10 protein-coding genes are annotated in these 14538 nt (G+C 56.4%); 9 read left to right on the top strand and 1 reads right to left on the bottom strand.

The window, feature by feature from the left end; translation table 11 throughout:
• The first annotated feature begins 2 nt into the window (after positions 1–2).
• On the top strand, positions 3–1196 hold the full coding sequence (locus ACFFJP_RS13750) for an acetyltransferase domain-containing protein (protein WP_377245023.1): 1194 nt from the start codon (positions 3–5) through the stop codon (positions 1194–1196).
• On the opposite strand, the gene ACFFJP_RS13745 is transcribed toward ACFFJP_RS13750, so the two are convergent.
• Positions 1187–1570 (bottom strand): MerC domain-containing protein, encoded by a 384-nt coding sequence (locus ACFFJP_RS13745; protein WP_377245020.1) that lies wholly within the window; start codon positions 1568–1570, stop codon positions 1187–1189. The two genes, ACFFJP_RS13750 and ACFFJP_RS13745, sit on opposite strands and share 10 nt — an antisense overlap.
• Before the next feature lie 131 nt (positions 1571–1701).
• Between ACFFJP_RS13745 and ACFFJP_RS13740 the strand changes: the two genes are divergently transcribed.
• The 8 genes from ACFFJP_RS13740 (at position 1702) to ACFFJP_RS13705 (ending at position 14347) form a co-directional block, all read left to right on the top strand.
• The gene (locus tag ACFFJP_RS13740; protein ID WP_377245017.1) at positions 1702–4101 is read left to right on the top strand and encodes a TonB-dependent receptor; all 2400 of its coding nucleotides are present in this window, start codon (positions 1702–1704) and stop codon (positions 4099–4101) included.
• Between the two features lie 60 nt (positions 4102–4161).
• The gene (locus ACFFJP_RS13735) at positions 4162–5454 is read left to right on the top strand and encodes a YncE family protein (RefSeq protein ID WP_377245014.1); all 1293 of its coding nucleotides are present in this window, start codon (positions 4162–4164) and stop codon (positions 5452–5454) included.
• A 174-nt stretch (positions 5455–5628) separates the two neighbouring features.
• The gene (locus ACFFJP_RS13730) at positions 5629–6453 is read left to right on the top strand and encodes a DNA ligase (protein WP_377245011.1); all 825 of its coding nucleotides are present in this window, start codon (positions 5629–5631) and stop codon (positions 6451–6453) included.
• A 178-nt stretch (positions 6454–6631) separates the two neighbouring features.
• The gene (locus tag ACFFJP_RS13725; RefSeq protein ID WP_377245008.1) at positions 6632–7012 is read left to right on the top strand and encodes a PepSY domain-containing protein; all 381 of its coding nucleotides are present in this window, start codon (positions 6632–6634) and stop codon (positions 7010–7012) included.
• A gap of 72 nt (positions 7013–7084) precedes the next feature.
• A complete protein-coding gene (locus tag ACFFJP_RS13720) occupies positions 7085–7555 on the top strand; it encodes a DUF2271 domain-containing protein (protein WP_377245005.1) in 471 nt (156 codons plus the stop codon).
• Between the two features lie 27 nt (positions 7556–7582).
• Positions 7583–9784 carry a PepSY domain-containing protein gene (locus ACFFJP_RS13715; protein WP_377245002.1) on the top strand — a complete coding sequence of 734 codons (2202 nt, stop codon included), beginning with the start codon at positions 7583–7585 and terminating at the stop codon, positions 9782–9784.
• Between the two features lie 334 nt (positions 9785–10118).
• Positions 10119–11294: an efflux RND transporter periplasmic adaptor subunit gene (locus ACFFJP_RS13710; protein WP_377244999.1), complete on the top strand. Its 1176-nt coding sequence runs from the start codon at positions 10119–10121 to the stop codon at positions 11292–11294.
• The gene (locus ACFFJP_RS13705) at positions 11291–14347 is read left to right on the top strand and encodes an efflux RND transporter permease subunit (protein ID WP_377244996.1); all 3057 of its coding nucleotides are present in this window, start codon (positions 11291–11293) and stop codon (positions 14345–14347) included. The genes ACFFJP_RS13710 and ACFFJP_RS13705 overlap by 4 nt, the downstream gene beginning before the upstream one ends.
• The last annotated feature ends 191 nt before the right edge of the window (positions 14348–14538 follow it).

Below are 14538 nucleotides of genomic sequence, written 5' to 3'. Positions count from 1 at the left end.
GCATGACCACAGCGAATGTAGCACTGCATACATCACTGAATAAATCACCATCCCGCGGTCGTATCAATAGCATTGATATGATGCGCGGTCTGGTGATGCTGATGATGCTGCTGGACCATGTGCGCGAGCGGGTGCTGCTGCATCTGCAGGTCAGTGATCCGATGGAGATCAGCCAGACTGAACCCGGCCTGTTTTTCAGCCGCTTGCTGGCGCACTGGTGTGCGCCGGTGTTTGTGTTTCTGACCGGAGTGTCGGCCTATTTGTATCAGCAAAAGGGCCGGCCGCTGACGCCATTTTTACTCAAACGTGGCGGGGTGCTGATTTTACTGGAAATGACGCTGGTGAATTTCTCCTGGCTTGGCAGCTACAACACGCTGTATTTACAGGTGATTTGGGTCATCGGCCTCTGCATGCTGTTGCTGGCGCTGCTGCATCATTTGCCAAGACCCGTGCTGGCAGTCCTTGGGCTGTTGCTGGTCGGTGGGCATAACCTGCTGACGCCTATACAGTTTGCCCCAGGCGAAACCGGCTACTGGCTCTGGACCATCCTGCATGACCGCGGCTTTTTGCTGGCACCCTCAGAAGCGGCCATCGCCGTCAAAATCAGTTATCCGTTGTTGCCCTGGGTGGGCGTCATTCTGCTAGGTTATCTGGCTGGTCGCTGGTATCAGCAATCGGAGGAACAGCGGCAGCGGTTTTTATCGCGAACCGGCTGGTTGGCACTGGCTACGCTGATGCTGTTGCGCGGTTTGAATCTGTATGGCGAAACGCTGGACTGGCAGGTTCAGCCCACGCTGCTTATGACCATGATGGACCTGCTGAATTTCACCAAATATCCGCCGTCGCTGGATTTCCTGCTGCTGACTTTGGGCCTGATGTGTCTGGCGCTGCGGGCGCTGGAACGGGCCGCCATGACCAACCCTGCCGCCCGCTGGCAGCAGGTACTTGCTGATTTTGGCGCGGCGCCGATGTTTTTTTATATCCTGCATCTGTACGCCTTGTTGCTGCTGTACAGCCTGGCATTGCTGGTATTTGCGCCGAATCAGCAAACCGCTTATGGCCCGATGCTCGGCGTCAGTCATGTCGGCTGGGTTTGGTTGATCGCCGTGTTGCTCGCCGCAGCTTTATACTGGCCAACCCGCTGGTTTGCTGGTTTTAAACAGCGCAGCCACTGGCGCTGGGTGCGTTATTTCTGAGCCTGAGCGGTGAGCTGTGCGTTGACATGCAGCTTCAGGAAGTGGCGGTTAAACAAATGCGCCGCCATTAACAAAATACCGGCACTGATCGCCAGCCATGGCTCCAGCGGTGCCGGTACCCACAACGACAGCAACATCAAACCGGCCCCGGCAACACCGAGCCACAACGGTGCATGCTGCTGATGCTGACGCCTTGCCGCCGGCAAACTCCAGATCACCAGCAATAAAATCGGCGCTATCAGTAAATAGTGTACCCACTCGGCTTCCAGCCAATGCCCCAACAAACCTGCACCACCCAACGCCAATAAAATCGGCGTTATTAAGCAATGAATAATGCAAAGCCCTGATATATAAGCCGCGACTAAATCTTTCATTGGTCTCACCTCTGCTGCACCTGAACGGAAAACGCTGGTTTTCATGTCTGAATGAAATGTTATATTATCACATTATCGAGCGCGGAATCGAACGTAAAGTTTTCTGATTTGGGTATAACGCAGGGAGATCTATGCATTACCGTAACAAAATAGCCATGCTGGTGGCGGCGACATTTAGCCAGCAGCTGTGGGCGCAATCCGTGTCTGGTGTGGTGCTGGACAGCAAAGGCCAACCTATCGCCGGGGCAGAAGTGTCGCTGGCCGGCAGTCAGGCGCGGGTGAAAACCGATACCGCCGGCACTTTCCTGCTGGCAGAGCTGCACGTCGAAGCGCCGCAATTCGCCCACCGCAATCTGCATCTGAATGTGCCCGAGGCAGGTCTGAACAACGTCGAACTGCGGCTGGCGCCAACCTTACTCGAAGTCATTGATATCAAAGCCAGCCCGCTGCATGCCTCCGCGACGGAGTCAGCCCTGCCGGTCAGTGTGCTGTCCGGTGAACAGCTGAAAATGCAGCAGGCCTCGACTTTGGGTGACACGCTGAAAAATCAGGTCGGCGTGCACAGCAACTTTTATGGCTCTGTTGCCAGTAGCCCGATCATTCGCGGTTTAGATGGCCCGCGTGTGATGATCACGCAAAACGGTCTGGATGCCGGCGACGCGTCGCGGGTTGGCCCGGATCACAGCGTGGCAAGCGAAGCCGGAACCGCAGAGCAAATTGAAGTACTGCGTGGCCCGGCAACGTTGTTTTATGGCAGCGGGGCCATTGGCGGCGTGGTTAATGTGGTGGACGAACGCGTACCGACGCGCCGCGACACCCGAGCCAACTGGCAGCTGGAGCGCCAGAGCGTCAACAACGAAAAACTGGCCGCTGCCGCCGGCCAAACCAGCGTCGGTGATGTCGCCTTGTATGCCGATGCGTTCTGGCGTGAACAAGACAATTACAAAATTCCCGGCGTCGCCGAAACGGGCAGTGACGAAGCCGCCGGTGGACGCGTCGCCAATACCGATGCCACCGGCAAAGGCGGCACTGTCGGTGCCAGTTATCTGCTGCCGAATGGTTTTGTCGGTGTGTCGGTCGGCCGGCTGGAACGGCAATACGGTATTCCGGGCCATTCACATGGCGGACATGATCACGAAGCTGAGGCCGGCCATGCCGAAGAACGAGTTTTTGCCGATCTTGAACAAGACCGGGTGCAACTGCACAGCCAGTTAAATTTCAGCGGCGGGCCGCTGGCGCAACTCAATGTCAAAGCTGGTTTTACTGATTATCAGCATGCCGAAATTGAAGACGGCGCGACTGGCACCACTTTCAAAAACCGCAGTGACGAAGCGCGCCTGGAATTACTGCACCGCGAGTGGCTGGACTGGCGCGGCGGCCTCAGTCTGCACTACAAACACAGCGATTTCGCTGCCGTTGGCGACGAAGCCTTTACGCCGCCATCGACGCAGGAAATGCTGGCGATCGGTTGGATGGAAGAGCGGCATTTTGGCCCGCTGTTACTGCAAACCGGTGCCCGGCTGGAGCGCGTCACACTCAAAGCCGATCAGGTACTGCTGCCTGAACTGGCCGCACACGCCCATGACGGCAGCGAACACGATGATCATGACCATGGCGGTGATCAGGTGATCCGCACTTTTGCCGTCGATCAGAATTTCAAGCCATACAGCCTGTCGGCCGGCCTGGTCTGGGAATATCAGGACGGTTACAACGCCGCGCTGTCGTTGTCGCGTTCAGGCCGCGCGCCTTCTGCTTCAGAGTTGCTGTCCTTCGGCCCACATATAGGCACTAACGCCTATGAGATCGGCGCCTTATTCCGCCGCAATCCAACGCAGGACCCGCATCAGGCCTTTGCGCTGAATAAAGATCCGGTGGATTTGGAAGTGTCGAACAATATTGACCTGACCTGGCGCAAATACAGCGGCGATGTGGCGCTGATCCTGAACGCCTTCTACAACCAGGTGGATAACTACTATTACCAGCAAAATACCGGCTTGTTCGCCGAAGATGGCCATGCCCACACTGATGACGAGCACGACGAAGCAGAACATACCGAAGAGGCGCATGACCACAGCGGCGAATTGCCGGTGTATCTGTTCCGTGCAGCTGATGTGAACCTGCACGGTTTTGAAGCCCAGCTGATTTGGCAGTTCGCGCCACAGTGGCGCTGGACGCAACAAGTCGACTACGTGCGGGCCCGCTTAGATGCAGACGGTGATTTACCGCGCACACCGCCGCTGCGCCTGCAATCGGCGTTGTCATGGCAGTCCGCCGCGTTCAGTGCCGAGCTGCGCTACAGCCATTACAGCAAACAGGACAAAGTCGAAACGCTGGAAAGCGCGACCGGCAGTTACAACCTGCTCGATGCCAATGTCAGTTATTACCTCGACCTGTTTGACCAGCAGCTGGCGGTGTATCTGAAAGGGCAGAACCTGACCGACGAAGACGCCCGCGTCCACACCTCATTCTTAAAAGACAAAGCGCCATTACCGGGCCGTTCTATTGGCCTCGGTATTCGTGGCGAATTCTGACCAAATCCAGCCGGCAGGCCCTAATGGCGGCCGGCTCATGAATATAAAACAGGAGTTGATATGTACAGTGTAAAAATGAAATTGCTGCCGCTGGCCATCGCCAGTGCCATTCTGGCGGGCTGTGGCGATGCGACAACCAACATCGTTGAGAAAGAGCCGATCGTGATTAAAGACCCGCATCCACCGGTCGCTGCTGTGGGGAAAGGTCGCTTATTGGTCAGCGATAAAAGCAGCGCAGTGGTTAGTGTTTATGATTTGGACCGTTCAGAACTCATCGAACAGTTCCAGCTGATCAACACCCCTGATGCGGTCTATCCGTCGCCGGGTCAGCGGTATGCGTTTGTGGTGCAGCGGCCCAATGACCGGATCCAGCTGGTCGATGGCGGCCAGTGGCAGGAAGACCATGGCGACCATTTACATCCCTATTCCGAGAAACCAAAGCTGATGAGCTTTCAGCTAAACGGCAGCCGCCCGACGCACGTGCAAAGTAATGCAAGTACCACCGCAGTCTTTATGGATGGTGATGCAGCCAGCAAAACACCGGCCGCCGTGGTCACGCTGACCGAAGCCAACATCAGTGCCGACAAAAAAGACCTGCCGCTGCTGCAATACGATACGCATATGCATGGCGCGGCCCAGCCGCGTGGTGACCAGCTGATCTCCACCATCCGCGACGCTGCCAGCAGCGATATTCTGCCGGATAAAGTTGGGGTTTATAGCCAGACCGCTGGCAAATTCAGCCTGAGCCAGACGTTCGCGCCAACCTGCCCACGCTTACACGGCAGTGCGCAGAATAAAGGTTTTGTCGGCTTTGGTTGTACCGACGGTGTGCTGGTGATAACGCAATCCGGCAGCACTTATACCGCCAGTAAAATCGCCAATCCGGCGGACATCACCGGCACCAGCCGCATCGGCACTGTCGAAGGGCACGATGATGCGGCGCATTTTGTTGGCCTCGCTGGTGCGCTGGTATTTGCAGTCGACCCGCAAAACAAAACCATCAATAAAATCGACTGGCAGGCACCGGCCAATGCCGCCATCGTCGGTTATGGTTTCACAGCCAAAGCTAAGCACTTTGTGCTGCTGGATAACCAGGGTTATCTGACCGTGCTGAACTACAGCGGCAGCGCCTTTACGCTGGCCGGCAAAGTGCAAGTCGCGACCGGTTTGAGTGCGATGCCAGCCGGCAGCAGTCTGCAACTGACGCTGGCGGGCAGTGAATACCGCGCTTATGTCAGTAACCCGGTCAATAAAGCTGTGGTGGCGGTCGATTTGGCCAAACTGCAGGTCACGTCGACACTGCAATTAAACTACACCCCGCACAAGCTGACCTGGCTGGGTATTGCTAACTAAGGTCAACAGACCCTAAGCATGTTCTACACAAAACACCGGCCTCACACTCGTTGAGTGCCGGTGTTTTTTACTGCAAGGCTCAGTGAAAACCGCAGCGAAAAAGCAATACGGCTTGCTGAAATAGCGCGTCCAACTACACTTTGTTAAATTTAATGTTAATTAAGTGTGTAAATATTGAATAAGATATTTCTGTTAATCTGCTGCTTATTGCTGGCGGGGGCGACCAAACCAACACTGCTCTTGGCGCAACGCTATGAAGCTGGCATTGATGTAAAGCAGTATTGGATCAGTGAAAAGCTCGATGGCGTGCGAGCGTTTTGGACCGGGCAGCAGCTGTTAACCCGCGGCGGGCAGGTGATTGCGGCGCCGGCTTGGTTTGTCGCCAAATTCCCGCGTCAAGCGCTGGACGGTGAGTTGTGGCTGGGGCGCAATCAGTTTGCTCAGACGCTGAGTATTGTCAGTAAAGCGCAGGCCGTAGACGCGCAGTGGCAGCAGATCCGCTACCATATTTTCGAATTACCCAACGCCCCCGGTACTTTCACTGAGCGCATTCAAGCCATGCAAGCTCTGAGCGCCAAGCACCAGAGCCCCTACCTGCAAGTGATCCCCCAGTTTCGGTTGGCAAACCACGCCGAGTTAATGACCAAGCTGACAGCACTAGAGCAACAAGGCGCCGAAGGCCTGATGCTGCACCATCAAGATGCGCATTATAAAACCGGGCGCAGCAGCGATTTACTGAAGCTAAAAAGTTACCAGGACACCGAAGCCGAAGTCATCGGTTACCGGCCCGGTAAGGGCAAATATCAAGGCATGGTTGGGGCGTTAGTGGTGAAAACACCAGACGGCAAAACCTTTGCGATTGGCAGTGGTTTAACCGACGCACTGCGGCAAAACCCACCACCACTGGGCACCGTGGTGACCTACCGCTACAACGGCTTTACCAACAAAGGGCTCCCGCGTTTTGCCCGGTTTTTACGCATCCGCCAGCCATTGGAGTAAAAGCCAGCTTGCCTGCGTGTGGCACTGCACAGTGCTTACGGCCCCCTTCAGGCATGATCCCGCTTTTAGCTGATATAGAACAAAGTTTGCGCCTGCCGGAGCGGGTTAACATGCGTTATTGCCGGACCACTCTTGTTGTTAGTGATTGTTGCCAGTGTTTTTTGGAGCACAAAGTGCGATGCGTAAATTATCCGCCATTCGAAAAATAGCAATGCTCTGTGGTCTGTTGCTCAGCATCAGCCTCAGGCTGTTTACCGGCGTGGCTTTGGCCAGCGTGACTCTAGCCGGCGCGGCATGGGCCGACGAGGAATGTAAGGATCCGATCGCGCAGTGGCAATCCCGCGAGGTGCTTAAAGCCAGGCTTGAGCAACAAGGCTGGGTGGTCAAACGTATTCGCATCGATGACGGCTGCTATGAAGTGCGCGCGATGGATGAGCAAGGCCGCCGGGTGAAAGCCACCTATGCGCCGGCAACGCTGACCTTACTGGAACTGGAGGTGAAACATGATCACCAAGCGCAGCGCGAACAGCAAAATCAGCGCGAGCCGCAGGAACACTGAATAGCCGCGCAGTCAGCCGATTCAACCACATTGATCAACAGATATGATCAACAGATAGTCAGGAGCAATCAGATGAAAAAATTATGGGCCGCCGCAAGTTTCATCCTGGGTCTGAGTCTGCCCAATCTGGCGCAGGCCGCTGAAGTGACCATCACCACAACACTGAATGCCTATAGCGGCAATGGCGCTTATCTGGCGTTTTATCTAACCGATGCAAACGGTAAGTACAGCAAAACACTGTGGGTCGCGGGTGGTAAAAGTAAATATTACAAACACTTGCAGGGCTGGGCCCGCGGCAGTGGCCTAAAAAGCACCGAATACGATGGCTTCACCGGCGCCAGTGTCACCGCAGGTGAGCAACTCACGGTCAAGGTGAACATTGATGATGCGTTGATTGATGCCGGTTATTTGATCCGCGTCGATAGTGCGGTGGAAGATCAGCGCGACCACCGGGTTGATGCCGAAGTGCCGCTGACACGGCAGGGCGCTGGCACTGCTGTGGCTGGGCGCGGTTACGTCAAAACCATCAGTTATACCTTGTAAAAGCGTTGTTCCAGAGGATATTGCCGAATGCTGCGTCGCCTCCACTCCTTTGCCGGTCTTGTTGCTGCGCTGTTTTTGCTGAGCACGGCGATTACGGGGGCATTGCTGTCGTTGGAGCCTGCACTGCAGCGCGCAGCGGCGCCCGTGCCAGCCCGTGGAGCGCTCAGCGTGGCCGATGTGGCGGCAAAAGTGCTGCTGGTTTATCCCGGCACTGAGCAAATTGAACGTCTGCCTTCTGGCGCCGTGGTGGTTTATTTCACCGAAGATGGCCAAACCGCGGCCGATCTGATTGATCCTTTCACCGGCACCCGGCTTGGGACTTATCAGCAGTCAGCTGTTTTTGCCTGGCTGAAAGATTTGCACCGCGCGTTCTTGTGGGATGACAAAGGGCGGGCTGGCGCGGGCATTGTTGCGCTGCTGCTGAGCGTGCTGTGTATTTCTGGGTTGTTTTTGCTGGCCGCTCGCGCCGGCGGCTGGCGCCAGTTATTTGGGCCGATGCGTAGTGCCGCCAGTGGTACTGTCAGTCCACGGCTGCACGCCGAGCTGGCGCGTATTGCTGCATTGGGTTTGCTGCTGTCGGCCCTGACCGGTTGCTGGATGTCGGCACTGCGGTTTGGCTTGCTGACTGAAGCCCCGGAACTGGAGGCTGATTTTCCGCAAAGTGTGGCTGGCACGGCTGCCGCGCCAGTTGGCGCTTTGCCGGCATTGCAGCAAACCGATTTGGTTGATTTACATCAGCTGATTTTCCCGTCGCGCACCGATTTACAGGATTTGTATGCACTGCGCACCCATCAGGGCTCGGGGTATGTTGACCAAGCGACCGGCGCATGGCTGTCTTACGCCGACTATGGCTCGGGCGCACGGCTACAAACCTTTATTGTCGAGTTACATACCGGCGAAGCGTACTGGTGGCTTGGGCTGGTGTTTGGTGTTGCGGCACTGACGGTGCCGGTTCTGGCGGTTACCGGTGTGCAAATTTGGTGGCAACGGCGCCGAGCCATGCCGCACCTGCAGGGCAACTCGGCAGCGGATCTGGCCGACACTATTGTGCTGGTCGGCTCTGAAACCAACAGTACCTGGGGTTTTGCCAACGCCTTATTCGAAGGATTAAAGGCTGCCGGCTGTCGCGTGCACCTCGCGCCGATGGATCAACTGGCAAACCACTATGCCAAAGCCGAACGGTTGTTGATCCTTACCTCAACCTACGGCGATGGCGACGTACCGGCCTCGGCCAGTCAGTTTTTACCAAAGCTGCAGAAACTGCCACCAACCCTCAGCTTACCGTTCGCCGTGTTGGGTTTTGGCGATCGGCAATTTTGCAGCTTTTGTGCTTTTGCCGATCGGGTAACTAAGGCTTTGCTGCAACGACAGTGGCCACAGCTAATGGCCACCGACTATGTCGATCGACAGTCCGCCGCTACCTTTAAGCACTGGGGCACCGCGCTTGGCAAAGCGATTGGCCGGCCTTTGACGCTGCACTATACGCCGGAGCTGCCGCCCAGCCATACGCTGATGTTGGTTGAACGGCAAAACTACGGTGAAGCGGTGCAGACGCCGACTTGTGTATTGCGCTTTAAAGCCGCAGCTCCAGGCAGCGCGCTGCCAACTTTTAGCGCGGGTGATTTGGTCGGCATCCTGCCACCGGGTGGCGCTGCGCCACGGTTCTATTCGCTGGCATCCGCCAATACTGACGGTGTCTTGGAAATTTGTGTCCGGCAGCAGGAGAATGGCCTGTGTTCAGGGTTTTTATACAACCTGAAATTGGGCGAAACTGCGGCTGGTTTTATTCAGAAAAATGCCCGCTTTAAACCTGCCGCCGGCAAGTCGCCGATCCTATTGATTGGCGCCGGTACCGGCATTGGGCCTTTGATCGGATTTATTCGTGCGAACAGCGCACAGCGCCCGATGTACCTGTACTGGGGCGGGCGGCTCGCCACTGCTGATTTTTTATATCAGGATGAACTGAACAGCTGTCTGGCAGAAAAGCGCCTGACCCAGTTGCATACCGCTTTTTCGCGCAGCGCAACACCCGCCTATGTGCAGGACGCTTTGCAGCAAGACGGCGCACAGATCCGCGCGTTGATGCAGGCGGGCGGGCAAATTCTAATCTGTGGCGGGCGACGGATGGCCAGCGATGTTGCCACCACACTCAATACGCTGTTGGCGCCATTGGCATTGGATGTGGAGCAGTTGAAAAAGTCAGGCCAGTATATCGAAGATAGTTATTAAAGCGGTGCCTGAGCCCGCAGCTATTGAGCTTTGTATTTGGCCAACCCGCTGGTTTTAAACAACGCAGCCGCTGGCGCTGGGTGCGTTATTTCTGCACATTGTCGCCTCCTCAGTACCGGTTTGAATCATCCAGCAGGCCGGTACGCTGTTCCTTTCAGGCAGATCCTGTTACTTTCCTGTGATCACTCAGACATTTAGTCGCCTTTCGCCGGTGCTTGGCCGCATCTGCTGATCGGCGCCGATCTATCCTGCGTTTTGCTTGGGCAGAATATCGGCAACATCGGGCATGATTTGGCAAGAGTCAGCCGTGCCGCAACTTTTCGGGAGTACAACAATGCAATTATCACAGGTCTTTCTGCTGGCCTTCGGTCTGCTCGCTGCGCTTGGTACTGCGACGGCTCAGGAAAAACCGCAAGCGGCGAGAATGCAAGCAGGGGTTCCGGTGGTGGTTGCTGCGGTGACTGCGCAAGACGTGCCGGTTTGGCTGCGTGGTATCGGCCAGGTGAAGCCACAACAAAGCGTGGAGATCCGGCCGCAGGTCGATGGCTTGTTGCAGCAGGTACTGGTGCGCGAAGGCGACATGGTGCAGGCCGGCCAATTGCTGGCCACGCTGGATGACCGCGCCATCAAAGCCGCACTGGCGCAGGCTCAGGCGCAGCGCGCCGTGGCAGAAGCCAAACTGAATGTGGCCAAACGCGATTTAAAACGTTATCAGAACTTAAGCCAGAGCCAGGCCATTTCCGCTCAGCAAAAAGACCAGCAGCAGGCCACAGTGCAACAGCTGCAGGCCGAGCTGCAAAGTGTCGAAGCGCAAATTAATGCGCAGCAAGTGCAATTGTCGTTCACCCAAATTCATGCGCCTATTGCCGGCCAGGTCGGCATCCGTAATGTCGATGCCGGTAACTATGTGCGCCCGTCTGATACGCAGGGCTTATTTTCTGTGGTGCAACTCGACCCGATCAGTGTCGAGATGGCATTGCCGCAGGCCCAGTTACCGCAGTTACAACAATTGATGCAGCAGGTGCGGCAGCAGCAGGCAGTGCCAGTCGAGGCTTTTGTCCGTGATGGTGGCGACAAACTCGCCAGCGGCAGTCTGGTCGTCGTCGATAATAAGGTCAGCAGCGGCAGCGGCACTATCCGCATCAAAGCCGATTTTGCTAATCCGACTCAGGCCTTATGGCCGGCGCAGACCGTCGTGGTGGCGCTTCGCAGCAAACTGTTACCGCAAGCGCTGACCATTCCGGTCAAAGCGCTGCAACAAGGCCCACAAGGTGCTTTTGTCTGGCGGATTGATGGCGACAAAGCCACAGTCCAGCCGGTGCAGGTGTTGGAAACCACCGAGACAGTCATTGTGGTCAGTGGTGTCAGTGCCGGCCAACAAGTGGTGGTTGATGGCCAGAGCCGGTTGCGGCCGGGCGCGACTGTGGTGATTAAAACCGCCGTTGAACAAGCGCAGGCTAACAAAACCAGGAAAGAAGCCAAGCAAGCAGCGGCGGAGCACGCAGCATGAATAGCCGCAGTATTTTTGCCTGGTGTATGAACCACCCGATCGGCACTGTGCTGCTGACCTGCGCCTTAGTGCTGATGGGTATTCTGGCCATTCCGCGCCTGTCGATTGCGCCGTTGCCGGAAGCCGAATTTCCGACCATTGAAGTCAGTGCCCGTTTACCTGGCGCCAGCGCGGAGACTATGGCCTCCGCCGTGGCGACGCCGCTGGAAGTGGCGCTCAGTGTCGTGCCCGGCATTACCGAAATGACCTCCAGCAGTGCGCTCGGTTCGGTCAATATCACGCTGCAGTTTGTGCTGGAAAAAGACATCGACGCCGCTGCACAGGAAGTACAAGCTGCGCTGAATCAGGCCGCCGGTCGTTTGCCGGACATGCCGAATCAGCCGACCTGGCGTAAAGCTAACCCGTCCGACAGCCCGATTTTGATCATCGGCGTGACCTCCGAAACGCTGTCGCGCACGCAAATCAGCGACATGGCAGAAACAGTGCTGGCGCGGCAGCTCAGCCAGATTTATGGCGTCGGTGAAGTCTTTATCGGTGGTCAGCAAAAGCCGGCCATTCGCATTCAGGCGCGGCCGGAAGTTCTGGCCGCAAATAATCTTACACTGGCGGATATCCGTGGCGTGGTGCAAAAAGCCAGTGTCAACCAGCCGAAGGGCGCACTGTTTGGCGCGAACCGGGTGTCGACGCTGGCGGTGAACGACCAAATCTTCAGTGCCGACGAATATGGCAACCTCATCGTCAAATACGACAATGGCAATCCGGTGTATTTACGCGATGTCGCCAATGTGATTGCCGGCGCGGAAAACGACTTTTTGCAGATTTGGCCGAACGGTGAATCGGGCGTGGCGCTGATTATCCGCCGGCAGCCAGGCGCAAATATTGTTGCCACCGCCGATGCCATTCAGGCGGCGTTGCCGCAGCTGGTGTCGGCATTGCCGGCCGACATCAAAGTCGAAGTGTTTAACGACCGCACCCGCACCATCCGCGCCTCGCTGGCCGAGGTCGAACTGACGCTGGCGATAGCGGTGGTGCTGGTGATCGCGGTGATGGCAGCGTTTTTAAAGCAATGGTCGGCGACCTTAATCGTCACGGCCGTGTTGTTGGTATCACTGATTGCCACTTGTGCCTTTATGTATGTCGCTGGTTTTAGTCTGAATAACCTCACGCTGGTGGCGATCGTGATAGCGGTCGGTTTTATCGTCGACGATGCGATTGTCGTCATCGAGAATATCCACCGTTATCTCGAACTTGGCCTCAGTAAAACCGAAGCAGCGCTGAAAGGCGCGCAAGAGATTGGTTTTACGGTGATTTCGATTTCCGTATCGCTGATCGCCGCTTTTATTCCGCTGCTGTTTATGGGCGGCATTATCGGCCGGTTGTTCCTCGAATTCTCCTTGACCGCCGCCGCCGCCATCCTGATTTCGGTAGTGGTGTGTCTGACGTTGGCGCCCACGCTGGCGTCGATTTTTATGGATAAAGCGCCTAAACATGACCCGAACCATCCGGGGCTGTTTGACCGGCTGGTCAAGCGTTATGACCGCGTGCTGACCTGGGCCTTAGCGCATCAGCGCTTTATGCTCGGCGTGTTCGGCCTGACGCTGGCCGGTAGTGTGATGAGTTTTATCGCCATCCCCAAAGGCTTTTTCCCGCTGCAGGACACCGGTTTTATCATCGGTTCGACGCAGGCGGCGTCAGATATTTCGTATGAAGATATGGTCGCCAAACATAAACAGCTGGAAGACATTTTGCGCAAAGACCCGGCTATCACCGGCTTTAACCATGCGGTCGGCGGCAATAACTCCACCGGTTCCGGCCGCGTCTGGATTGTACTGAGCGATCCGGATGATCGCGATGCCAGCGCCAGTGAAGTCATTGACCGCTTACGGCCACAGTTTGCGCAAATCCCGGGGCTGCAGGTGTTTTTGCGCGCCTCGCAAGATATTAACCTCGGCGCCAATCAGGGCCGCGCGCAGTATCAGTATGTATTAAAGGCGCTCGACAGTGACGAGCTGGCCAGCTGGACCAATCAGCTGACCGCCAAGTTGCGGCAAAACCCGATGTTCACCGACTTATCCAACGACCTGCAGTGGGACGCCAATATCATCCGGCTGGAATTGGACCGGCAGGAAGCGGCGCGGCTTGGTTTTACCGCGGCCGATCTGGACCAGGCTTTGTATGACGCTTTTGGTCAGCGCCAAATCAGCGAATATCAGACCGAGACCAACCAATACAATGTCATTCTGGAAGTAAGCCCGGAGCAACGTGGCCGTGCCGACAGCCTGAATTATTTCTACCTGCGCTCGCCGCTGACCGGCGACATGGTGCCGCTGTTGAGCTTTGCCAAAGTGCTGCCAGCGCAAAGTGGCCCGGTGGTCATTGCGCACCACGGCATGCAGCCAGCGGCGAATATTTCTTTTAACCTGGCGGCCGGTGTGGCGCTTGGTGATGCGGTCAAAGCACTGGAGCAGGCGCGGGCAGAACTGAATATGCCACCGGCGGTGCTGGGTACTTTCTTGGGCGCAGCGCAGGCGTTTCAGGATTCGCTCGCCAGTCAGCCGCTGCTGATCCTGACCGCATTGCTGGCGGTTTATATCATCCTTGGTGTGTTGTATGAGAGTTTTGTCCACCCGCTGACGATTCTGTCGACGCTGCCGTCGGCGGCGATTGGTGCTATCGGGCTGCTATGGTTGTGGGGACTGGATTTCTCCATCATGGCGTTGATAGGCATCATCTTGCTGATCGGTATCGTGAAGAAAAACGGCATTCTGATGGTCGATTTTGCGCTGCAGGCGCAGCGCGAGCAGGGCTTAAGTGCGCGTGATGCCATCCATCAGGCTTGTCTGGTGCGGTTCCGGCCGATCATGATGACGACGCTGGCGGCAATTCTCGGCGCCGTGCCGCTGATGCTGGGTTTTGGTACCGGTTCTGAACTGCGCGTACCGCTTGGGGTGGCCATTGTTGGCGGGCTGGCGTTTAGCCAGATTTTAACGTTGCTGACCACGCCGGTAGTGTTTCTGGCGCTGGATAAATTGTTTTTGCAAAAACGCCGCTAGAGACTGCTTACTGTGACTACCGCGCCTAACGTTTTTTCGTAATGCGCGGTAGCCGACGCGACTTTTCTTGACAAGTTTCGCTGTCCCCACTCATTCTGTGTAAAGCTTTTCCTTCGGCTTGTCGGCCGGCGGAACAGCTTTATTCTGATTCCACCAGCAGTGTTATCTAATCGCGTTTTATCCAGGTCTCA

Source organism: Rheinheimera tilapiae (genome assembly GCF_042432165.1).
GTDB classification, from domain to species: Bacteria; Pseudomonadota; Gammaproteobacteria; order Enterobacterales; family Alteromonadaceae; genus Pararheinheimera; species Pararheinheimera tilapiae.
The sequence above is the reverse complement of the archived record's forward strand: the minus strand, read 5'-3'. Positions and strand labels throughout refer to the sequence as shown.